This window comes from Acidovorax cavernicola (genome assembly GCF_003581445.1).
Genome location: NZ_QXMN01000023.1, coordinates 86,765 through 107,225, shown reverse-complemented (window position 1 = coordinate 107,225; position 20,461 = coordinate 86,765). Strand labels below are relative to the sequence as shown.

The following is a 20,461-nucleotide window of genomic DNA, read 5'->3' as shown; positions in this document are numbered from 1 at the left end:
CCATGCCCATGAGGCCCACGTCGCCCAGCTTGTTGTGGCGCGCGGCGGCCGTCACGCCCACGAGCAGGGCGATGACGACGGTCAGGGCCATGGCCAGCACGGCCAGCGGCACCGTGAGGGCCAGGCGTTCCAGGATGAGGTCGATGACGGGAGAGCTGTAGGCGTAGGAGTCGCCCAGGTTGCCGGTGAGAAGGCCGGCGATCCAGTGCCAGTAGCGCGTCCAGGCGGGCTGGTCCAGGCCCAGCTTGGTGGCCAGGGCGGCCACGGCGTCGGGTGAGGCGTCCGGGCCCATGAGCATCTGCGCGGCGTTGCCGGGCAGGATCTCCAGGACCAGGAACACGATGACCGAGGCGCCGATCAGGGTGGCGATCAGCGTCGCGATGCGCTTGAATAGAAACAGACTCATGGGGCGGGCCGCAGCATAACTGACTGGTGCAACAACCGTGCCTCAACTGTGAACTTTGTCGCTCTTCACCGGACCGCCCTGACGCCGGCGGGGACTCCGGAGGGCCTGCGGCGGGGCGTTCGTCTGGTCCGCCGATAATCGGGGGATGGCCCTCATGATCACCGACGAATGCATCAACTGCGATGTCTGCGAGCCCGAGTGCCCGAACGATGCCATCTACATGGGCGCCGAGTTCTACGAGATCGATCCGCACAAGTGCACCGAATGCGTCGGCCACTTCGATGAGCCGCAGTGCGTGCAGATCTGCCCGGTGGCCTGCATCCCGGTGAATCCGGAGCATGTCGAAACCCGCGAGACGCTGCTGCAGAAGTACGTGCGTCTCACGGCGGACAAGGCGGCCCCGCCTTCGTCGGATGCCGCCTCGCCGTCGTCAGCCGGCGCTGTCTGAGCTGGTCTTCTACTTTTTCTTCTTGCCTGTTTCCTTGGGGGCCTCATCGTCTGTCGAGGGACTGCTGAAGCGCGTGCTCGTCGGGCGGGGCTCGGCCATCTGCTTGCGACGGCGGGCCTGGGCGGCCTGTTCGGCGGGCGTGAGCGGCTGCGCGTTGCTGGCGAAGCGCCCCGCATCCAGCGTCGTGGGGCCGGCTTGCCGGAGCGCCTCCCGCTCCAGCGACTGGCGGCTGCGTGCCAATCGGCTGGCGCTGCTTTCGTTGCGGCGCGTGGCGTCTTCCGATGCCTTGCGGTCCGCATTGCTGCGCGGATCGTCCACCTTCACGGTCCGGCCGCCCTCGCACGGCTGATCGGAATAGGTGTTGCCGCATCGCCAGGTCTGGGCTGAAGCGCCCATGGAGGCTGTGGTTAGTGCTATTGAAAATATAGCTATTGCCCGGACTCCCGCTGTCTTCTCTTTCTTCGTCGTTCTTCTTCTCATTTCTTGTTTTCTCTCCCTCCCTGCACTCCCGTGGCCGGCTAGGTGGCGGCAGGCGTCGTGCCTCCGTCGCCGGGCTCCCGCCTCGGCGGCTTGGGCCGCGGCGGTTTGCTCGTGTGAATCATCAGCGTGGCTTTTTCCATCTCGCCGGCCACCAGGGCGGGCGCGGCATGCAAGGTGCGCACGATGGCGTCTTCGATCGCTTCGCGCTGCTCCTTGAGCGGCTTCTTGAGCACCCAGTTGACGACCTCCGACTTCACGCCGGGATGGCCGATGCCCAGCCGCAGGCGCCAGTAGTCGCCGGTGCCGAGCTGGGCGTGGATGTCGCGCAGGCCGTTGTGGCCCGCATGGCTGCCGCCGAACTTGAGCTTGGCCTGGCCGGGTACCACGTCGAGCTCGTCATGCACCACGAGGATTTCCTCGGGCGCGATCTTGAAGAAGCGGGCCAGCGCGGCCACCGACTTGCCCGACAGGTTCATGAAGGTCTGCGGCTCCAGCAGCCAGATGCTCTGGCCGCCGATGTTCGCGCGCGCCGCGAGGCCGTGGTAGCCGCGCTCGGGGACGAGGTTGAGCTTCCAGTCGCGCGCCAGGGCGTCGATCCACCAGAAGCCCGCGTTGTGGCGCGTGGCTTCGTACTCAGGGCCCGGATTTCCGAGGCCGACAAACAGCTTGATCATGGCGGGAATTATCTCGCCGCCCTCCAAAGCAAAAGGCCCGCACGAGGCGGGCCTTGGGTCGACGGGGCGAGAAAGAAGGAATTACTTCTTCTTGGCCGTCTTGGCGGCGGGCTTGGCAGCGGCAGCGCCTTCGGCAGCAGCGCCTTCAGCGGCCGGTGCCGGCTCTTCCGAGACCAGCGGCGGAACGGCCGACACGATGACCGGGTTGGTCTTGCCGTGGCTCACGAACTTCACGCCCTTGGGCAGCTTGATGTCGTTGACGTGCAGCGTGGCGTTCTTCTTCAGGCCCGAGAGGTCGATCTCGATGAATTCAGGCAGATCGCTCGGCAGGCAGTTGATTTCCAGTTCGGTCATCACGTGGTTCACGAGGTTGTGATCCAGCTTGACGGCTTCGGACTCTTCTTCACCCTTGAAGTGCAGCGGCACCTTCATGTTCATGCGGGTCTTGGCATCGACGCGTTGGAAGTCGATGTGTTGCACCAGCTGGCGGAACGGGTGGTATTGCACGTCGCGCAGCAGCACCTTGGTGACGGCGCCGGCGATTTCCATTTCGAGGATCGACGAGTGGAAGGCTTCCTTCTTGAGGGCGTGCCACAGCGCGTTGTGATCGATTTCGATCAGTTGCGGCTGGGTGTCGCCACCGTAGACGATGCCCGGGGTCTTGCCCGTGATGCGGAGACGGCGGCTCGCACCCGTGCCCTGCTTTGCGCGCTCAAAAGCGACGAATTTCATAACTAGCTCCTGTAAGAGTCCACCGCGACCAGTGCGACTCCGATTCAAAAAGGCCTCCGAAGGAGGCCCGCTTTTTCGCTCTCAGCTCAGAACAGGTTGTCCTGGTCCGAGAACAAACTCATCACCGACTCGCCCTTGGCAATGCGCTGGATCGTTTCGGCGATCAGCGGTGCCACGGAGAGCTGGCGGATCTTTCCGCAGGCGACGGCCGCATCGGAAAGAGGGATGGTGTTGGTGACGACCACTTCGTCCAGGGCCGCGCCCTTGGACAGGCGCTCGATGGCCGGACCCGAGAAGATCGGGTGCGTGCAGTAGGCGTACACGCTCTTGGCGCCGCGCTCCTTGAGCACCTCGGCCGCTTTGACCAGCGTGCCGGCCGTGTCGATCATGTCGTCCATGATCACGCAGTTGCGGCCGTCGATCTCGCCGATCACGTTCATGACTTCGCTGACATTGGCCTTCGGGCGGCGCTTGTCGATGATGGCGAGGTCGCAGTTCAGTTGCTTGGCCAGCGCGCGGGCGCGCACCACGCCGCCCACGTCGGGCGAGACCACGATCAGGTCTTCGTAGTTCTTCTGGCGCAGGTCGCCCAGCAGCACGGGCGAGGCGTAGATGTTGTCGACCGGAATGTCGAAGAAGCCCTGGATCTGGTCGGCGTGCAGGTCCATGGTGAGCACGCGCTCGACACCCACGGTTTCCAGCAGGTTGGCGACCACCTTGGCCGAGATCGGCACGCGGCTCGAACGCGGGCGGCGGTCCTGGCGGGCGTAGCCGAAGTAGGGAATCACCGCGCTGATCCGCTCGGCCGAGGCGCGCTTGAGCGCGTCGACCATGATCAGCAGTTCCATCAGGTTTTCGTTGGTCGGCGCGCAGGTCGACTGCACCACGAACACGTCGCGGGCACGGACGTTCTGGTTGATCTCGACAGTGACTTCACCGTCGGAGAAGCGACCGACGCGTGCGGCGCCCAGCGAGGTGCCGAGGTTTTGCGCAATTTCTGCGGCAAGGCCGGGATTGGCGTTGCCGGTGAAAACCATGAAATCAGGGTGATTGGCCTGCATGAGCGCGTCCGGGCAGTGCAAATGGGCTTGGGGGAAGCCGCCAGAGTTTTCGAGTCGTGGCAGCCTGTGTGGGGCCGCCGATTATTGCAGTCAGGCGACTGCAAAAGAAAGACTGCGGCCATCAGGCCGCAATTTGAGAGATTTGGCAGGGGAGAAAGGATTCGAACCTTTGCATGCTGGAATCAAAATCCAGTGCCTTAACCAGCTTGGCGACTCCCCTACACAGGTTGATGGTTTGCACCACCCACCGATATATGTCGCATCGAACCGCAGAGCGTTCCGATTATCTCTTCAGGTTGCCCATCCCCAGAGTGGATGAACCGCCAGATTGTCGCATTGTCGAACCTGCCATCCCCGGGGGGCTTCGAGCAGCTTCGTTTCCTGCGGCGATTGCGGCATTTTTGCGAACACCGAACTTCCGGAGCCGGTCATCCGGGCCTTCAATCCTTGCAGTCCGAGCCATTCGATGGCGTCGGTGACTGCGGGGCAAAGCCGCTGGGCAACCGGCTGCAGGTCGTTATGACCGAAGTCACCGAAGTCGTAAACCCCGTTGCCGAGGTTTGTGGCTTCTAGCTGTTCGCTATCTGCAGCAAAGCCTGAGATTATAGCAACAGGAGTTGCCCGTTCCAGATCATCTGCAGAAAAAATTAATCGGGTGTCGAGTCCCTCGGGCGGTTTGGCCACGGCGAAGCGTGCCGGCGGCAGGTTCACGGGGGTGATTTTTTCGCCGATGCCCTCGACCCAGGCGTTGCGCCCCCCGAGGAAGAAAGGGACGTCCGCACCCAACTTGAGCCCGATCTGTGCCAGCCGCGACAGCGGCAGGTTCAGGTTCCAGAGGCGGTTGAGCGCGAGCAGGCAGGTGGCCGCGTCCGATGACCCGCCTCCCATGCCGGCCTGCGCGGGCACGTGCTTGGCAATGCCGATGTGGGCGCCCTGGCCCGGCGCGGCGTGCGCCTGCAGCGCGCGGGCGGCCCGCAGCACGAGGTCATCGGCTGGCAGCGGCGTGGTGAGGTCTTCGCGGCTCAGCTGACCGTCGTGCCGCAGCTCGACGTGGAGCGTGTCGCACCAGTCGATCAGCATGAAGACCGACTGCAACAGGTGGTAGCCGTCGTCGCGCCGCCCGGTGATGTGCAGGAACAGGTTCAGCTTGGCCGGCGCGGGAAGGTCGTAGATCGCCTTCATGAGCGTTCGAACACGATGCGCAGGTCTGCCCGTGGGGAAGGGGATTCGCGCGTGGCTTGCAGACGGCCGTTCGACAGCTGGCCCAGGTCGGCGCGCCAGCCGGGCACGGGGTCGGCGCGGCCGTCGAGCCAGCCGAACAGCGCACCGACCGGAATCGCGGCGCCCGTGGCGGCCTCGATCAGCGCATCGACCGAGTCGTAGCGGCGCGTGTCGCTGCCGTTCTTCAGCAGGGCCTCACCCGGCGCCCAGTGCAGTTGGGCGAGCGTGCTGCCGATGGGCGTAGTCAGCGTCAGGTCGCCGGTTTCGGCCGAGCCGCGCAATTCGAACAGCGCGGCAAAGGTCTGGACCGGTTCGCTGTCGATGCGCAGCGACATGCGGCCGCTCCAGCTGGCCGAACCACCGCGGACAGTGGAGCCGCCCGAGAGCTGGGCGCAGCCCGTGAGCCACAGCAGCAGCGCACCGCCGCCCACGCCGAGCACCGCGCGGCGAGTGGATTCATCGTCTCCCCGTGCGGGAGCTGTTGACGTGATCGATGCCATTCAGGGTTTGACGCGCAGGCGCTTGAGGGTTTCCTGCAGCGTCTCGTTCTCCGGCTCCGTCAGCAGCGCTTCTTTCCAGATCGCGATGGCGCGGTCCTTCTGGCCCACCGACCACAGGACTTCGCCGAAGTGCGCGCCGATTTCGGCGTCCGCGCGCGACTTGTAGGCCGCTTCGAAGATGCGGATCGCCTCGGCCGTGTTGCCGAGCCGGAACTCGACCCAGCCCAGGCTGTCGGCGATGAACGGGTCTTCGGGCGCGAGCTGCACCGCCTTCTGGATGAGCGTGCGGGCTTCGTCGAGCCGGATCTTGCGATCGGCAAACGAGTAGCCCAGCGCGTTGTAGGCGTTCTGGCTCTCGGGCTTGAGCACCATCAGGCGACGCAGCAGCCGCTCCATGTCGTCGAGGCGGTTGAGCTTCTCGGCCATCATGGCCTGGTCGTAGATGAGGTCGCCGTCTTCCGGCGCGGCTGCCGAGGCCTGGGCCAGAAGGTCGTAGGCGGCCTGATATTGCTTGGCTTCGCGCAGCAGTTGGGCCTCGGCGAGCAGCTTCTGCTTGCGCTCGTCCGCCGTGCGATCGGGCAGTGCGCGCAGGAGTTCGCGGGCCTGGGGCAACTTGCCTTGCCGCGCGAGCAGGCTGGCGCGGCGGCCCTGGATGGCGCTCTGGTTGTCGGCGCTGTCGATGCGCGAGATCCAGCGATCGGCCGCCTGGAAGTCCTTGCGCCGCTCCGCCAGTTGCGACAGCACGAGGTAGGCCTGCGTCAGCCCGCGCTTGCGGTCGGCGACATCGCCCGCGTCCTGGCTCAGGCCCGGCGCGGTCATCAGGTCGACATAGCGCTTGAGCGAGGTCTCGGCCGCCGCTTCCTGGCGGGCCTGCATCTGCAGGCTGCCGAGCAGCAGCCAGGGCTCCGCCAGTTCGGGGCGTGTCGTGGTCAGCGTTTGCAGCTGTGTGGCGGCGTCGCTGTAGCGGCGGTCCTCGACCAGCGCGCGCGCATAGGCGATGCGCAGGTCGGGCGAGGCCTTGGGGTTGTTCGCGAGGTAGCGTGTGACGATCGGCTCGGCCAGCGGCTGGCCCGGATCGATGAGTTCGAGCGCCAGCGCCGAGGGTGCTTCGGACGCCGGGTCGATGGCCTGCCCCTTGCGCGCGGCGTCCAGTGCTCCCGAGGGATCGCCGGCGTTCAGGCGCAGCCGGCCCACGGTGGCCCAGGCCAAGCCACCGGTCGTCGGGCTCTTGAGCTCGTCGACCAGGGCTTGCTCGACCACCGAGGCGGCCAGCTTCTTGTCGGCGGCGCGGCCGTAGGTGCGTGCGATCACCGCCATCAGCAGGGGACGCTCGATCTGCGAGGTGGCCGCCACTTCGGCGCGCAGGGGTTCGACGGTTTCGCTGATGCGGTTCAGCGCGATCAGGATCTGCAGCTCGATGCGCCGGGCATCGCGCGAATTGGGCAGCGCCTCCTGCCAGGCGCGCGCCGCGGAAATTGCAGCGTCGCCGGAGCGAGACTGCAGCGCGATCTCCACCGCGCGCTGGAACAGCTTGCCGTCGCGCAGGCGACGGGCGGCATCGAGCACCAGCGAATAGCCGGAGCCGGGGTCGCCGGAGCGGGCGGTGATCTCGCCCATGAGGATCTCGTAGAACAGGTCGGCCGTCAGCGCCGAGGGTTGCGCGACTTCTGCGGCCGGCTTGGCGGCCGTGGTCGTGGTCCGGGAACGCGCCGGCGGCTTCGGCGGTGCCGTGCGCTCGATGGCGGGAGACGGATTGCCGGCGGCGACGGGTTCAGGAGACTGGGCGTGGGTTGCGCAAGCAAACAGCACGAGAGACGCGGCCGCCGCAAGGCGGTGACGGCGGGGCGATGGGTTCATCTGACCATAATAATCCAGCCATTTGAACGAGCGCCGCATGGGGCTTCGTCGCTGCCGGAGTTTTACTTTTCATGCCTGAACTACCCGAAGTCGAAGTCACCCGGCGCGGCTTTGCCGACCGTATCGCCGGTGCGCGCATCGAGTCCGTGCGCATCGGCAAACCGCTGCGCTGGGCGCTGATGGTGGTGCCGCAGGCGCTGGTCGGACGCCGCGTGCGCGAGGTGCGCCGCCGCGGCAAGTACCTGCTCATCGACCTGGACCGCGGGCTGCTGTTGCTGCACCTGGGCATGTCGGGCAGCCTGCGTTTCGACATCCACCTGCCGGAGCCCGGCGTACATGACCACTTCGACCTCGTCACCGACCTCGGGACCTTGCGCCTGAACGACCCGCGCCGTTTCGGCGCCGTGGTCTACGTGGACGACGAAGAGGCGCCCTGGGCCCTCAAGCTGCTCGGCGGGCTGGGCATGGAGCCGCTGGGCGATGCCTTCGATCTCGACGCCTTCCACGCGGGGCTGAAGAAACGCCGGACCGCCATCAAGCAGGTGCTGCTGGCCGGCGATGTGGTGGTAGGCGTCGGCAACATCTACGCGTCGGAAGCGCTGTTCATGGCCGGCATCCGGCCGACCCTGTCGGCGACGCGCATCAGCAAGCCGCGCGCCGCGAAGCTGCATGCGGCGGTGCGCGAGATCCTGGCCCGGGCGGTGGAGAAGGGCGGCAGCACCTTGCGCGATTTCTCGAATGTGGACGGGCAGAACGGTTACTTCCAGCTGGAGGCGACCGTCTATGGTCGGGCGGGCGAGCCGTGCCGGGTGTGCGGCACGCCGATCCGGCAGCTGAAACAAGGGCAGCGCTCTACCTATTACTGCCCTCATTGCCAGAAATCCTGAAGAGGGGCTGGCCCGGCGCCGGCCGCTTCGGGGCACACTGCTGTCGATACCCCACTCGCCATTTGGCGATGTTATATTTGTAAATTCTCACTTACATCTTCCCCTTGAGCCGCTCATTCAACCAACAGCTCGATCAGCACGGCGCCTGGCGGAGCAACTTCGCCCGCCGACTCCAGTGGCTGTCCCGTTGGCTGACCGACAACGAGCTGCTCGACCAGGCCGTGGCCGAAAGGCTGCGCGCGCTCGAAGACCAGATCCGCACCAGCAAGGTCATGGTGGCCTTCGTGGCCGAGTTCTCCCGCGGCAAGTCGGAGCTGATCAACGCGATCTTCTTTGCCGGCTACGGGCGGCGGATCATGCCGGCGAGCGCCGGGCGCACCACGATGTGCCCGACCGAACTGGGCTACGACGCCGCATTGGCGCCCAAGCTGCGCCTGCTGCCGATCGAAACCCGGCTGGAGCCGCACTCGCTCGCCCACTGGCGCGAGCGGCCGACGCGCTGGACCGAGCTGCCCATCGAGGTGGGCGACGCTGAACAGCTCGCGCAGGCCATGGGCAAGGTGGCCGAAGTCCGCTGGGTGAGCAAGGACGAGGCCCGCGCGCTCGGGTTCTGGAACCCCGAGACGCCCGACGACAACCCGGTCCAGGACGCCGAAGGCCGCGTCGAGATTCCGCGCTGGCGCCATGCGGTGCTTAACATGCCGCACCCGCTGCTGGAACAGGGGCTGGTGATCCTCGACACGCCAGGTCTCAACGCGATCGGTGCCGAGCCCGAACTCACCGTGAGCCTGATTCCGCAGGCGCATGCGGTCGTCTTCATCCTGGGCGCAGAGACCGGCGTGACCCGCTCCGACCTGTCGATCTGGCGCGAGCATCTGATCACCGGCGACGAGAGCCACGACACGCGCTTCGTGGTGCTCAACAAGATCGACACGCTGTGGGACACGCTGAGCACGCCGGTGCAGATCGCGCAGCAGATCGAGCGCCAGCGCGAAGGTGCGGCCCGGCTGCTCGACGTGCCGCTGGCGCAGGTGCTGCCGGTGTCCGCCCAGAAGGGCTTGCAGGCCAAGATCGGGCACGACGTGGCCCTGCTCGAGGCCAGCCGGCTGCCGGCGCTCGAGGCACTGCTCGGCGAAGGCGTGCTCGGCAAGCGCGAGACCATGCTGCGGCTGGCGGTCGACGCGGGCATGACCGCGCTGCGCACCGAGGCCGAGCGCCTGCTGAAGGTGCGGCAGCGCGACCTGTCCGAGCAGGCACTGGAACTGCAGGGCCTGCGTGGCAAGAACGTGTCGGTGATCCGCCACATGCGCGCGCGCATCGACCAGGAACACGCCGAATTCGAAGGCAGCAACACCCGCATCCTGGCGCTGCGCTCGGTGCAGGGCAAGCTGCTGCGCGAGGTGTACGCGGTGCTGGGGCGCACGGCGCTCAAGGCCGACATGGTGAAGCTGGCCGCGGCGCTCAAGCGCCCCGGCGTGAAGCTCAGCGTGCGCAAGGTGTACGCCGAAACCTTCGACGCGCTGCGCAACAACCTGCGCGAAGTGCAGGCGACCACGGCCGAAATCCAGTCGATGCTGCACGCCACCTTCCGCCAGCTCAATGCCGAGCAGGGTTTCACGCTGCAGGCGCCGGCCGAACCCGACCTGTCGGGCTTCGAGCAGGAGCTGGGCCAGATCGAGCGCAGCCACATCCACTACCTGGGCGTGGGCAACATGATCAAGCTCGCGCAGGCCGACTTCTGCGACAAGTTGGTGCGTGCGCTGGCCAGCCGGTTGCGGCTCGTCAACGAAGCCGCCATGACCGAGGTCGAGCGCTGGAGCAAGGGCGCGAGCGCGCAGATCGATGCGCAGCTCAAGGAGCGTCGTCGCAATTTCAGCAAGCGAATCGAGGCGATCGAACGCATCCAGAACGCGGCAGGCAGCCTCGACGACCGGCTGTCCGAGATTGCGGCGCAGGAAGGCCACTTGGCCGCGCTGCAGGAGCGACTGCACGAGTTCACCTCGCTGATCGCGCAGCACGGCAGTCAGCCGCCTGCCGCGGCCGCCGCCCTCGCGAGCGAGCAACTGCGTGCGGCCTGAGCGCGCCGCCGCGCGGGCGGCCGTCTCCCCATCCCTGTCGCTGCCTCCCGATTTCGCGGCGCAGATCGTGCGCTGGCAGCGCAGCCACGGGCGCAGCGAACTGCCGTGGCAGAACACGCGCGATCCGTACCGCGTCTGGCTGTCGGAGGTGATGCTCCAGCAGACGCAAGTCACGACCGTGCTCGGCTACTTCGCGCGCTTTCTCGACCGCTTTCCGGATGTGGCAGCGCTGGCCGCCGGCACCGAGGACGAGGTGTTCGGGCTCTGGAGCGGGCTGGGCTACTACAGCCGCGCGCGCAATATGCACCGCTGCGCGCAGGAGGTGGTCGCGCGTTTCGGCGGCGCCTTTCCGCACACCGCCGCCGAACTCGTGACCTTGCCCGGCATCGGGCGTTCCACGGCGGCCGCGATTGCGGCCTTCTGTTTCGGTGAGCGCGTGGCCATCCTCGACGGCAACGTGAAGCGCGTGCTGACGCGCGTGCTCGGTTTCGACGGCGACATGTCATCGTCGGCGCAGGAGCGTGCGCTGTGGGACCTCGCCACGCAGCTGCTGCCGCCCGACGGCCAGCGCGAGGCGGTGGCGCACTACACGCAGGGCCTGATGGACCTGGGCGCGACGGTCTGCCTGCCGCGCAAGCCCAGCTGCATGATCTGCCCAGTGAACGCGAGCTGCGTGGGCCTGCGCCAGGGCACGCCGGAGCGCTATCCGGTGAAGACGCGCAAGCTCAAGCGCAGCGCCCAGTCGCTCTGGGTGCTGCTGGCGCGCGATGCCCAAGGGCGTGTGTGGCTGGAGAAGCGGCCGGCCAAGGGCATCTGGGCAGGGCTGCATTGCCTGCCGGTGTTCGACAGCCGTGACGACCTGCTCGCGGCTCTGCCATCAGGTGTCGCGCATGGCGCGCAAGACCTGCCACCCTTCGTGCACGTGCTGACCCACAAGGACCTGCACATGCATCCGGTGCTGCTGCAGGGCGTGCAACCGCAAGGCGAGGGCGCGCGCTGGGTCGAGGCGCAGGAGTGGGGCCGCCTGGGGCTGCCCGCCCCGATGCGCAAATTGCTGGAAGCCGGCGAGGCCTGAGCGGCCTACGCGGTCAGGCGTCGAGTTCGCGGTGGCGCTTGAGCGCGCCCCAGCGGGCGCCGAAGGCGCGCGCCAGTTGCTCGACCAGGAACACCGACCGGTGCTGCCCGCCCGTGCAGCCGATGGCCACCGTCACGTAGCTGCGGTGGTCGCGCGCCAGTGCGTCGAGCCAGTGCGTCAGGAACTGCTCGATGTTGTCGAACATGCGCGCCACCTCGTCGTGCTCGCGCAGCCATTCGATCACCGGCTCGTCGCGGCCCGTCAGTGCGCGCAGCGCCGGCACGTAGTGCGGGTTGGGCAGCATGCGCACGTCGAACACGTAGTCGGCATCGAGCGGCACGCCGCGCTTGAAGGCGAACGATTCGAACACCAGCGTCAGCGCGTTCTGCGGCGCGGAGATCAGCCCCTTGATGTAGCTCTGCAGCTGGGCGGGGCGGATGAGGCTGGTGTCGATCACGTCGGCGCCGTCGCGCAGGTCGGCCAGCAGCTCGCGTTCGAGTTCGATGGCCTGCACGAGCACGCGGTGCTGCTCGGGCACGTCGGTGCGGCTTTCCTGGCGCGAGAGCGGGTGGCGGCGGCGGGTTTCCGAGTAGCGGCGCAGGAGCGCGTCGGTGGTCGCGTCGAGGAACAGCGAGCGCAGCGAGACGCCGTCGGCGCGCAGTGCTTCGAGCTGTTGCGGCACGATCGGCAGCGACACCCCGCTGCGCACGTCCATGGCGATCGCCACACGCGTGGCCTGCTGCTCGTGCTGCAGCGCGATGAAGGCGGTGAGCAGTTCGGGCGGCAGGTTGTCGACGCAGTAGTACCCGGCGTCTTCCAGCGCGTGCAGCGCCACCGACTTGCCGGAGCCCGACATGCCGGTGATGAGGACGAGGTCGAGATTCATGTTCATGGAGCGGTCGCCGGCGTCTTGTGGCCCAGCATTTCGCGTGCATGGGCCAGCGAGGTGGCCGACACCTTTTCGCCGCCGAGCATGCGGGCGATTTCACGGGCCCGGTCGTCGGCGGCCAGGCGGGACACGCCGCTTTCTGTGCGCGGGCCGTCCGTGCCGGCCGTCGTCGTCTGGCGCTTGGCGACCACGAGGTGGTGGTCGGCGCAGGCCGCCACCTGCGGCAGATGGGTCACGGCGAGCACCTGGCGATCGCGGCCCAGCTGCTTCATGAGGCGGCCCACGGTCTCGGCGACCGCGCCACCGACGCCTGCATCGACCTCGTCGAAGATCAGCGTCTGCGCGGCGCCCAGTTCGCTGGTCGTCACGGCGATGGCCAGTGCGATGCGCGAGAGTTCGCCGCCCGAAGCCACCTTGCCGATGGCGCGCGGCGTGCTGCCGGCGTGGCCGGCCACCAGGAACGCGACTTCTTCGAGACCGGCGCGCCCGGGCTGCGCCAGCGGCTGCAGTTCGACGTCGAAGCGCCCCCCCTGCATGCCCAGGCCCTGCATCGCCTGCGTGACGGCCTGTGCGAGGCGCGGCGCAGCTTGCTTGCGGATCTTGCCGAGGGCCTTGGCTTCCTTCATGTAGGCCTGCTGGGTGCTCTGCTCAGTGCGCTCCAGGCCTTCGAGGTCGCTTTGCGCGTCGAGCGCCTGCAGTTCCGCCTGCCAACCGGCCAGCAGAGCGGGCAGCTCGGCTGGCGTGCGCTTGTAGCGGCGCGCGAGCGACATCCACAGGCCCATGCGCTCGTCGAGTTCGGCGAGGGTCTTCGGATCGGTGTCGGTGTCGCGCAGGTAGCCGTGCAGCGAGTGGGCGGCGTCCGAGGCCTGCGCCACGCAGGAGGCCAGCACCTCGCCCAGCGAACGGAATTCGGGTTCGATGTGTTCGCAGTTCTGCAGCAGCGTCGCGGCGCGTGTGAGGGCGGCGAGGGCGCCGTTGTCGTCGTCCTCGAGCGCCTGGCTCGCGCCTTGGGCCGCGTCGATGAGTGCTTGCGCATTCGAGATGCGCGAATGGTGGGCCGAGAGCTCTTCCCATTCGTCGACGCCCGGCGCGAGTTTCGCGACTTCGGAAATCTGCCATTGCAGCCGCTCGCGCTCGCGTTGCAGCGAGTCTTGCGCGGAGCGTGCGTGCTCGAGCGCCGAGAGCGCCTGCCGCCAGCTCTGCCACGCGGCGTCGAGCGCGTCGGTGCGCGCGCCCGCGTAGGCGTCGAGCAGGCCGCGCACGGCCTCGGGGCGGGTCAGGCTCTGCCAGGCGTGCTGGCCGTGGATGTCGAGCAGGCGGTCGCCCAGTTCGCGCAGCTGCGTGGCGGTGGCGGGACTGCCGTTGATCCAGCCCCGGCTGCGCCCTTGCAGGTCGACCGTGCGGCGCAGCAGCAGGCCGTCGCCCACCTCGAAGCCGCCTTCGTCGAGCCAGCCGGAAAGGGCCGGGTCGGCGTCGAATTCGGCGCTCACGTCGAGCCGCTCGGCGCCTTCGCGCACGGCTCCGGCGTCGGCGCGGTTGCCCAGCGCCAGCTGCAGCGCATCGATCAGGATGGACTTGCCGGCGCCGGTTTCCCCGGTCAGCACCGTGAAGCCGGCCGACAGGTCGAGTTCAAGGGATCGCACGATCACGAAGTCGCGCAGTGCGATGCGTCTCAAAGCCATCTCAGTTCGTCCTCAAGCTGGGGGCGTGGTCCTGCATTCAGGAGCCTCCCTCGTTCCAATGGAGTTTCTTGCGCAGCGTGTCGAAATAGCTCCAGCCGCGCGGATGCAGGAAGCGCACCCGGAAGTCGGAGCGGCGCACCACCACGCGGTCGCCGATGGCGAGCGAGGCGAGCGACTGCATGTCGAAATTGGCGCTGGCGTCGCGACCGCTCACCAACTCGATCACGATCTCGTCGGCGTCGGGCAGCAGCACGGGGCGGTTCGAGAGCGTGTGCGGCGCGATCGGCACCATCACCCAGCCCGGCACCGCCGGATGCAGCAGCGGCCCCCCGGCCGAGAGCGCATAGGCGGTCGAACCCGTGGGCGACGCGATGATCAGCCCGTCGGCGCGCTGGTTGGCCACGAAATGCCGGCCCACCGACACGCGCATCTCGACCATGCCCGAGGTGGCGCCGCGGTTGACCACCACGTCGTTCATCGCGAGCGCGTCGAACACGAGAGCCTCGTCGCGGATCACCTGCGCGTGCATCAGGCTGCGGTGGTCTTCTTCGTACTCGCCGGCCAGCATCGGGATCAGCGTGGCCTGGTAGTTGTCGAGCGGGATGTCGGTGATGAAGCCCAGCCGGCCGCGGTTGATGCCGATCAGCGGGATGCCGTAGCTCGCGAGCTGCCGGCCGATGCCCAGCATGGTGCCGTCACCGCCCACCACGAGCCCGAGGTCGCAGCGCTGGCCGATTTCCTCGACCGACAGTGCCTGGTAGCGCGGATGGGGCGGCGCGTCGGTGTCTTCGCAGGACGAGCGTTCCACGAACACCGTGCAACCCTGCGATTCGAGGAAGGCACCGATGCCCTCCATCACGCCATCGCGCGCATCGGCCTGCGCCCGGGCGCCGGAAGCCTGGTATTTGCCGATCAGGGCGACGTGACGAAAGCGAGAGGTCATAGCTCACAAATTACAACACTAAAATCTTGCAATGCTGGACGACCGCGCCAAGTTGCTGTTGAAGACGCTCGTCGAGCGTTACATCGCCGATGGGCAACCCGTCGGATCGCGCACGCTGTCGCGTTCGTCGGGGCTGGACCTCTCGCCCGCGACCATCCGCAACGTCATGTCCGACCTCGAGGCGCTGGGGCTCATCGCCAGCCCCCACACCTCGGCTGGGCGCGTGCCGACCACGCGCGGTTACCGGTTGTTCGTCGACACCATGCTGACCGCGCAGCGCGAGCAGATGAGCGCGCCCAGCCTGGCGGCCGACCAGCCGCAGAAGGTGATCGCCAACGCGGCCCACCTGCTGTCGAACCTGTCGCAATTCGTGGGTGTCGTCATGGCGCCACGGCGCGCTTCGGTGTTCAAGCAGATCGAATTCCTGCGCCTGTCGGAGCGGCGGCTGCTGGTGATCATCGTGTCGCCCGACGGCGATGTGCAGAACCGCGTGATCTTCCCCGAGACCGACTATTCGCAGTCGCAACTGGTCGAGGCCTCGAACTACATCAACGCGCATTTCGCGGGCCTGACGATCGAGCAGGTGCGCGACCGGCTGCAGTCCGAGGTCGAGAAGCTGCGCGGTGAAATCGCTGCGCTGATGCAGGCCGCGGTGCAGGTCAGCTCCGAAGTGCTCACCGAGGCCCAGGCCGATGACGTCGTGATTTCCGGCGAGCGCAACCTGCTGTCGGTGACCGATTTCTCCAGCGACATGGGGCAGCTGCGGCGTGCCTTCGAGCTCTTCGAGGAGAAAGCCCAGCTGATGCGGCTGCTCGATGTGTCGAGCAAGGCCGAGGGCGTGCGCATCTTCATCGGCGGCGAAAGCCAGGTCGTGCCCTTCGAGGAACTGTCCATCGTCAGCGCCAACTACGAGGTCGACGGCCAGGTGGTCGGCACGCTGGGCGTGATCGGGCCGACCCGCATGCCGTACGACCGCATGATCCAGATCGTCGACATCACGTCGCGGCTGGTGGGCAATGCGCTGAGCTACCGGAAGTAGCCCGCGCGCGGCGCATAGAATCGGGCCCGCGTGGGCCGTTAGCTCAGTTGGTTAGAGCAGCGGACTCATAATCCGTTGGTCGATGGTTCAAGCCCATCACGGCCTACCACTCACAAGTGTTGTTTCAGTAGAAGAGCTTGCTATCCAATGGATAGCAAGCTCTTTTGCTTTTGGGGGCGAAATGCATTCGATGCAAGGGCCTGGAGGCCCGTCCAACGTGCCGCGCCGCGGACCCGCTACATTGCGTGACCCATGGACCGCCTCGAAAACATAGAGACCTTCGTGCGCGTCGCGCAGACCCAGAGCTTTGCCGAGGCCGCGCGCCAGATGCGGGTGTCGAAGTCCGTGGTGACCAGCCGCGTGAAGCAGCTCGAAGACCATGTCGGCGCGCCGCTGTTCCACCGCAGCACGCGCGTGGTGCGGCTCAGCGACGTGGGGCAGGCCTTCCTGCGCGATTGCGTCGATCTGGTCGGGCGGGCCAACAACATCATGGACCAGATGCGCGACGCGAAGGACGGGCCCACCGGCACGCTGCGCGTGCATGCGCTCACAGGCTTCGTGCTGGGGCATTTCGCCACGCTGCTGCGCGCCTTCCAGGTGAGCTTTCCCGACATCCACCTCGAGCTCATCGTGAGCGATGCGGTGGTCGATCCGGTGAAGGCGGGTGTCGATTGCGCGCTGCAGATCTTTCCGGCGGCGTCGACCGAGCTGGTGTCGCGCCCGCTGTTCCCGGTGCGGCGGGTGTTCTGCGCCACGCCCGAGTACCTGGGCGCGCACGGGCGGCCCGCGAGCCCGCGCGATCTGCACAAGCACACGCTCGGCCTGTACTCGGGCTACCCCACGCGCGACCGATGGACCTTCCACCACGCCGGCGAGCAAGTCACGCTGTACATGAGCGCGGCGCTGCTCACCAACAGCGTGCACCTGCTGCGCGAGTACGCCATGGAGCATGCCGGCATCGTCTGCCTGCCGACGCTGGTGGCCGGCGAGGCGATCCTGCGCGGCGAGCTGGAGGTGGTGCTGCCGGCGCACCAGCTGTCGTCGTTCTCGCTCAGCGCGGTGTACGCGGGCACCTCGCGCAATGCATTCAAGCTGCGGCTGTTCATCGAACACCTGACCCAGGCCTTCTCCAAGGTGCCGCCGTGGGACGCGGCCATGATCGAACGCGGCCTGCTGCCGCCGGGCCTGATCTGGGACGCCTGAGGCGGTTGCCGGGCACGGCCCGTTCCGGGGTAAACCCTGTGCATTGAACGGATTTGCCGAACAATGCGGCCCGCGTTTCGGGCCTACCGCTGTCGCCCTCCGTTTCCTAAAGTGCAGGCATCGCAGCAGCCACGCTGCATCGTCCGGCACCTCAGGAGACACCCATGACCGTTGCATACCAGACCCGCTTCGGGTCCCTCAAGCACTTCGAGAAAGGCCACGTCGAGCCGATCGACGACGACGTGCGCCACTACGCGTTCTCCAACTGCTTCGAGATCGCCAGCCTCAGCAAGCCCTACGAGAAGGTCGTGTTCGGCCAGAACCAGATCTACGTGCTGGAGACGCTGCGCGCCGAAGGCACCTCGCCCTGGTACACGAGTGCGCACGACGAGTTCGCGCTGGTGATGGACGGCGATGTCGAAGTGCACCTCGTGCAGCTCGATGCCAGCCAGACCGTGGCGGACACCGAGAAGAACGGTGCCGTGCTCGTGCAAGGCGAGCCCAAGGGCAAGAAGATGGGCTGGATGAAGCTCTCGCGCGGCCACCAGGGCCTGCTGCCGAAGAACACGGCCTACCAGTTCCGCGTGGCCGGCGAGCCCGGTGTGATCGTGCTGCAGACCTGCAAGGGCGATCTGTCGGTCGAGAAGTGGGCCGACATCTGCCAGACGCACTGACTGCACCGAACGCACCCGAACCCAGGAGCCACACCATGAACGCACCCGCAGAACTCGCCAAGGTCATCGCATCGCAGCCCGACGCCACCCTCGGCTACAAGGATTTCTCGCTCGGCAGCTTCGGCTTTCGCCGCGACGAGTACTTCGTCCACATCAACTGGAAGACGCGCGACGGCCGTCCCATGAGCCACACGATGGACGCCGGCAACTACCTGCGCGCGCTGATGCGCGACGTGGCCTGGGGCTTCTTCTACGGCTGGGTCAACTTCGACGACGTGTTCGGCACGGTCAACCACTACGAGTCGGTCGACCTGTACGCCGGCAGCTTCAACGGCACGATGAAGGACGCGGGCATCGACCTGCTGGAGAACTTCCCCACGGCGCAGATCCGCGCCACCTTCGAGGCCATGCTCGACGACTGGACCAACGAGAGCTTCGACCCTTTCGCCGCGCCGCAGGAAACCGGCTCGCCCTACGGCCGCAAGAACGGCAACAACACCGCCAAGATCACCCGGGCGCGCGAGCTGGCCAAGCGTTGCGTGGGCCTGAAGGGCGACCTCGACCTGCGCAGCGACGAGCGCGGCGCGCCCATCAACCGCGCCTTCGCCGACGTGCCGCAGGGCCAGCCCGAGCTGCACCCCGAGCCCGGCTTCGAGAACGAGGTGCATGCCTTCAATCTCTTCGGCTTCCTGAGCCGTTCGCAGGTCACCTGGAACCCGAGCTTCACCTCGGTGGTGAAGCACAGCTTCATGTGCCCGACGACCGAAGAGCACATCCTGCCGATCATCCACGGCAACGACCGCGTCGAGTGGTTCTTCCAGATGACCGACGAGATCCACTGGGACTGCGGCGACAAGAACACCGGCAAGCCCATGGCCCGCGTGATCATGAAGGCCGGCGACATGGCCGCCATGCCCGCCTACTGCCGCCACCAGGGCTTCAGCCCCAAGCGCTCGATGCTGCTGGTGTGGGAGAACGGCTCGCCGAGCCTGGTCTACGAGATCCAGAAGGGCGAGAGCCCGGAGATCCCGGTCAGCTTCTGACCGCCGGCCCGCCCGCCTTTTTCTTCTTTTCCGATCCCCATCCAGCCCTCCCCGCGCGGGGAGGGCGAGGAGAACCCATGCCCGCTCTTTCCATCCGCCACCAGCTTTTCATCGACGGCCGCTTCGTCGACGCCGAATCCGGCGAGACGCTCGCCACGCTGAACCCGCACGACAACACGCCCATCGCCCAGGTCGCGCTGGCCGGCAAGGCCGACGTCGACAAGGCCGTGGCCGCCGCGAAGCGCGCCTTTCCGAAATGGAGCCGCATGGCCGCCGCCGATCGCGGCCGCATCCTGCTGAAGCTCGCCGACCTCATCGAAGCCAACGGGGAGGAGCTCGCGCGGCTCGAATCGCTGGACACCGGCCATCCGATCCGCGACTCGCGCCGGCTCGACGTGCCGCGCACGGCTGGGTGCTTCCGCTACTTCGGCGGCATGGCGGACAAGTTCCAGGGCGAGACCATTCCTGTGGAAGAGGGCTTTCTCAACTACACGCTGCGCGAGCCGGTCGGCATCGTCGGGCAGGTGGTGCCGTGGAACTTCCCGCTCATGTTCACGAGCTGGAAGATGGCGCCCGCGCTCGCGGCCGGCAACTGCATCGTGATGAAGCCGGCCGAGATCACGCCGCTCACCTCGCTGCGCATCGCCGAGCTGATGACCGAGGCGGGCGTGCCGCCCGGCGTGGTCAACATGCTGCCGGGCCTGGGCAGCGTGGCGGGCCAGTACATCGCCGAGCACCCGGAGATCGCCAAGATCGCCTTCACCGGCAGCACCGCCACCGGCCGGCGCATCGTGCAGGCCAGTGCGGGCAACCTGAAGAAGGTGCAGCTCGAACTCGGCGGCAAGGGCCCGAACATCGTGTTCGAGGACGCGAACCTGCAAGCGGCCGTGAACGGCAGCGCCTGGGCCATCTTCCACAACCAGGGGCAGGCCTGCATCGCGGGCTCGCGGCTGATGCTGCACGAGAAGATCGCCGACGCCTTCCTCGAGCAGTTCATTCCGCTCGCGAAATCCATCCGCCTCGGGAATCCGCTCGACGAGAACACCGAGATGGGCCCGCTCACCAGTGCCCAGCACCGCGACCGCGTGCTGAGCTATGTCGAGGTGGCGCAGGGGCAGGGCGGCGAAGTGCTGGCCGGCGGCCGCTCGCCGGGTGGCGACCTGGCACAGGGCTGCTACGTCGAGCCGACCGTGGTGCGCGCGAAGTCGTACCTCGATCGTGTCGCACAGGAAGAAGTGTTCGGCCCCTTCGTCACCGTGCTCACCTTCAAAAGTGACGAAGAGGCGATGCAGATCGCCAACGGCACCGACTACGGCCTAGGCTCCGGCCTGTGGACGAACAACCTGCAGCGCGCCCACAAGGTGGCGCGCGACCTGCACGCCGGCATGGTCTGGATCAACAGCTACAAGCGCGTGAACCCCGGCTCGCCCTTCGGCGGCGTGGGCCAGAGCGGCTACGGCCGCGAGATGGGCTTCGACGCGATGCGCGAGTACACGCAGGTCAAGAGCGTGTGGGTCAACGTCGACGCGCAGATCCCGCCGCACTTCGTGCGCTGAACGCTTCCATGTC

Annotated in this window: 20 protein-coding genes and 2 tRNA genes; 10 read left to right on the top strand and 12 right to left on the bottom strand. The window is 67.3% G+C overall.

Annotation, left to right across the window (positions count from 1 at the left end; all coding sequences use genetic code 11):
* On the bottom strand, positions 1–406 hold a 406-nt coding region (locus tag D3H34_RS18620), incomplete at its 3' end, for an ABC transporter permease (protein ID WP_147400462.1).
* Between the two features lie 145 nt (positions 407–551).
* Here D3H34_RS18620 and D3H34_RS18615 point away from each other — a divergent pair.
* The gene (locus D3H34_RS18615; protein ID WP_119555622.1) at positions 552–854 is read left to right on the top strand and encodes a YfhL family 4Fe-4S dicluster ferredoxin; all 303 of its coding nucleotides are present in this window, start codon (positions 552–554) and stop codon (positions 852–854) included.
* 9 nt (positions 855–863) lie between these two features.
* On the opposite strand, the gene D3H34_RS18610 is transcribed toward D3H34_RS18615, so the two are convergent.
* The 8 genes from D3H34_RS18610 to D3H34_RS18575 all read right to left on the bottom strand — a co-directional run bounded on the left by D3H34_RS18610 (position 864) and on the right by D3H34_RS18575 (position 7,379).
* Entirely contained in the window at positions 864–1,250 is a 387-nt protein-coding gene (locus D3H34_RS18610; protein ID WP_286185894.1) for a hypothetical protein, read from the bottom strand.
* 122 nt (positions 1,251–1,372) lie between these two features.
* Positions 1,373–2,008 carry an aminoacyl-tRNA hydrolase gene (gene pth / locus D3H34_RS18605; RefSeq protein ID WP_056573407.1) on the bottom strand — a complete coding sequence of 212 codons (636 nt, stop codon included), beginning with the start codon at positions 2,006–2,008 and terminating at the stop codon, positions 1,373–1,375.
* An 81-nt stretch (positions 2,009–2,089) separates the two neighbouring features.
* Entirely contained in the window at positions 2,090–2,740 is a 651-nt protein-coding gene (locus D3H34_RS18600) for a 50S ribosomal protein L25/general stress protein Ctc (protein WP_119555618.1), read from the bottom strand.
* A gap of 86 nt (positions 2,741–2,826) precedes the next feature.
* Positions 2,827–3,801 (bottom strand): ribose-phosphate pyrophosphokinase, encoded by a 975-nt coding sequence (locus D3H34_RS18595; protein WP_119555616.1) that lies wholly within the window; start codon positions 3,799–3,801, stop codon positions 2,827–2,829.
* A gap of 143 nt (positions 3,802–3,944) precedes the next feature.
* Positions 3,945–4,021: transfer RNA gene (locus tag D3H34_RS18590), tRNA-Gln, on the bottom strand.
* Positions 4,022–4,092: 71 nt separating this feature from the next.
* The gene (gene ispE, locus D3H34_RS18585; RefSeq protein WP_119555614.1) at positions 4,093–4,983 is read right to left on the bottom strand and encodes a 4-(cytidine 5'-diphospho)-2-C-methyl-D-erythritol kinase; all 891 of its coding nucleotides are present in this window, start codon (positions 4,981–4,983) and stop codon (positions 4,093–4,095) included.
* Complete coding sequence (locus tag D3H34_RS18580) at positions 4,980–5,522, bottom strand: lipoprotein insertase outer membrane protein LolB (protein ID WP_119555612.1); 543 nt, start codon at positions 5,520–5,522, stop codon at positions 4,980–4,982. Before D3H34_RS18580 ends, ispE begins: the two co-directional genes overlap by 4 nt.
* Entirely contained in the window at positions 5,523–7,379 is a 1,857-nt protein-coding gene (locus D3H34_RS18575; RefSeq protein ID WP_119555642.1) for a tetratricopeptide repeat protein, read from the bottom strand.
* A gap of 71 nt (positions 7,380–7,450) precedes the next feature.
* On the opposite strand from D3H34_RS18575, the gene mutM reads away from it, so the two are divergent.
* The 3 genes from mutM (at position 7,451) to mutY (ending at position 11,419) form a co-directional block, all read left to right on the top strand.
* Positions 7,451–8,266, top strand: a complete 816-nt coding sequence (mutM, locus tag D3H34_RS18570; protein ID WP_119555610.1) for a bifunctional DNA-formamidopyrimidine glycosylase/DNA-(apurinic or apyrimidinic site) lyase — start codon at positions 7,451–7,453, stop codon at positions 8,264–8,266.
* Between the two features lie 104 nt (positions 8,267–8,370).
* The gene (locus D3H34_RS18565) at positions 8,371–10,344 is read left to right on the top strand and encodes a dynamin family protein (protein WP_119555608.1); all 1,974 of its coding nucleotides are present in this window, start codon (positions 8,371–8,373) and stop codon (positions 10,342–10,344) included.
* A 40-nt stretch (positions 10,345–10,384) separates the two neighbouring features.
* Positions 10,385–11,419 carry an A/G-specific adenine glycosylase gene (mutY, locus tag D3H34_RS18560; protein WP_205736754.1) on the top strand — a complete coding sequence of 345 codons (1,035 nt, stop codon included), beginning with the start codon at positions 10,385–10,387 and terminating at the stop codon, positions 11,417–11,419.
* Between the two features lie 13 nt (positions 11,420–11,432).
* Here mutY and rapZ read toward each other — a convergent pair whose 3' ends face one another.
* Genes rapZ through D3H34_RS18545 form a run of 3 tightly spaced genes read right to left on the bottom strand, consistent with a single transcriptional unit; the run spans position 11,433 to position 14,933 of the window.
* A complete protein-coding gene (rapZ, locus tag D3H34_RS18555) occupies positions 11,433–12,305 on the bottom strand; it encodes an RNase adapter RapZ (protein WP_119555606.1) in 873 nt (290 codons plus the stop codon).
* A 2-nt stretch (positions 12,306–12,307) separates the two neighbouring features.
* On the bottom strand, positions 12,308–13,990 hold the full coding sequence (gene recN, locus D3H34_RS18550) for a DNA repair protein RecN (RefSeq protein ID WP_119555604.1): 1,683 nt from the start codon (positions 13,988–13,990) through the stop codon (positions 12,308–12,310).
* Positions 13,991–14,027: 37 nt separating this feature from the next.
* The gene (locus D3H34_RS18545; RefSeq protein WP_119555602.1) at positions 14,028–14,933 is read right to left on the bottom strand and encodes an NAD kinase; all 906 of its coding nucleotides are present in this window, start codon (positions 14,931–14,933) and stop codon (positions 14,028–14,030) included.
* Positions 14,934–14,964: 31 nt separating this feature from the next.
* Between D3H34_RS18545 and hrcA the strand changes: the two genes are divergently transcribed.
* The 6 genes from hrcA to D3H34_RS18515 all read left to right on the top strand — a co-directional run bounded on the left by hrcA (position 14,965) and on the right by D3H34_RS18515 (position 20,448).
* Positions 14,965–15,972 carry a heat-inducible transcriptional repressor HrcA gene (gene hrcA / locus D3H34_RS18540; protein ID WP_119555600.1) on the top strand — a complete coding sequence of 336 codons (1,008 nt, stop codon included), beginning with the start codon at positions 14,965–14,967 and terminating at the stop codon, positions 15,970–15,972.
* Positions 15,973–16,004: 32 nt separating this feature from the next.
* A tRNA-Ile gene (locus D3H34_RS18535) sits at positions 16,005–16,081 on the top strand.
* Between the two features lie 143 nt (positions 16,082–16,224).
* Complete coding sequence (locus tag D3H34_RS18530; RefSeq protein WP_119555598.1) at positions 16,225–17,175, top strand: LysR family transcriptional regulator; 951 nt, start codon at positions 16,225–16,227, stop codon at positions 17,173–17,175.
* 164 nt (positions 17,176–17,339) lie between these two features.
* Entirely contained in the window at positions 17,340–17,849 is a 510-nt protein-coding gene (locus tag D3H34_RS18525) for a cupin domain-containing protein (RefSeq protein WP_119555596.1), read from the top strand.
* A 35-nt stretch (positions 17,850–17,884) separates the two neighbouring features.
* Positions 17,885–18,892, top strand: a complete 1,008-nt coding sequence (locus D3H34_RS18520; RefSeq protein ID WP_119555594.1) for a hydroxyquinol 1,2-dioxygenase — start codon at positions 17,885–17,887, stop codon at positions 18,890–18,892.
* A gap of 92 nt (positions 18,893–18,984) precedes the next feature.
* Positions 18,985–20,448, top strand: a complete 1,464-nt coding sequence (locus D3H34_RS18515; protein ID WP_119555638.1) for an aldehyde dehydrogenase family protein — start codon at positions 18,985–18,987, stop codon at positions 20,446–20,448.
* The last annotated feature ends 13 nt before the right edge of the window (positions 20,449–20,461 follow it).

Excerpts from the sequence above, each read along its gene's own strand:
- rapZ (WP_119555606.1), bottom strand. The coding sequence starts at position 12,305 with ATGAATCTCGACCTCGTCCTCATCACCGGCATGTCGGGCTCCGGCAAG.
- D3H34_RS18525 (WP_119555596.1), top strand. The coding sequence starts at position 17,340 with ATGACCGTTGCATACCAGACCCGCTTCGGGTCCCTCAAGCACTTCGAG.
- D3H34_RS18580 (WP_119555612.1), bottom strand. The coding sequence starts at position 5,522 with ATGGCATCGATCACGTCAACAGCTCCCGCACGGGGAGACGATGAATCC.
- D3H34_RS18545 (WP_119555602.1), bottom strand. The coding sequence starts at position 14,933 with ATGACCTCTCGCTTTCGTCACGTCGCCCTGATCGGCAAATACCAGGCT.
- D3H34_RS18575 (WP_119555642.1), bottom strand. The coding sequence starts at position 7,379 with ATGAACCCATCGCCCCGCCGTCACCGCCTTGCGGCGGCCGCGTCTCTC.
- pth (WP_056573407.1), bottom strand. The coding sequence starts at position 2,008 with ATGATCAAGCTGTTTGTCGGCCTCGGAAATCCGGGCCCTGAGTACGAA.
- recN (WP_119555604.1), bottom strand. The coding sequence starts at position 13,990 with ATGGCTTTGAGACGCATCGCACTGCGCGACTTCGTGATCGTGCGATCC.
- D3H34_RS18600 (WP_119555618.1), bottom strand. The coding sequence starts at position 2,740 with ATGAAATTCGTCGCTTTTGAGCGCGCAAAGCAGGGCACGGGTGCGAGC.
- D3H34_RS18615 (WP_119555622.1), top strand. The coding sequence starts at position 552 with ATGGCCCTCATGATCACCGACGAATGCATCAACTGCGATGTCTGCGAG.
- D3H34_RS18610 (WP_286185894.1), bottom strand. The coding sequence starts at position 1,250 with ATGGGCGCTTCAGCCCAGACCTGGCGATGCGGCAACACCTATTCCGAT.
- mutM (WP_119555610.1), top strand. The coding sequence starts at position 7,451 with ATGCCTGAACTACCCGAAGTCGAAGTCACCCGGCGCGGCTTTGCCGAC.
- ispE (WP_119555614.1), bottom strand. The coding sequence starts at position 4,983 with ATGAAGGCGATCTACGACCTTCCCGCGCCGGCCAAGCTGAACCTGTTC.
- D3H34_RS18530 (WP_119555598.1), top strand. The coding sequence starts at position 16,225 with ATGGACCGCCTCGAAAACATAGAGACCTTCGTGCGCGTCGCGCAGACC.
- D3H34_RS18520 (WP_119555594.1), top strand. The coding sequence starts at position 17,885 with ATGAACGCACCCGCAGAACTCGCCAAGGTCATCGCATCGCAGCCCGAC.
- hrcA (WP_119555600.1), top strand. The coding sequence starts at position 14,965 with ATGCTGGACGACCGCGCCAAGTTGCTGTTGAAGACGCTCGTCGAGCGT.
- D3H34_RS18595 (WP_119555616.1), bottom strand. The coding sequence starts at position 3,801 with ATGCAGGCCAATCACCCTGATTTCATGGTTTTCACCGGCAACGCCAAT.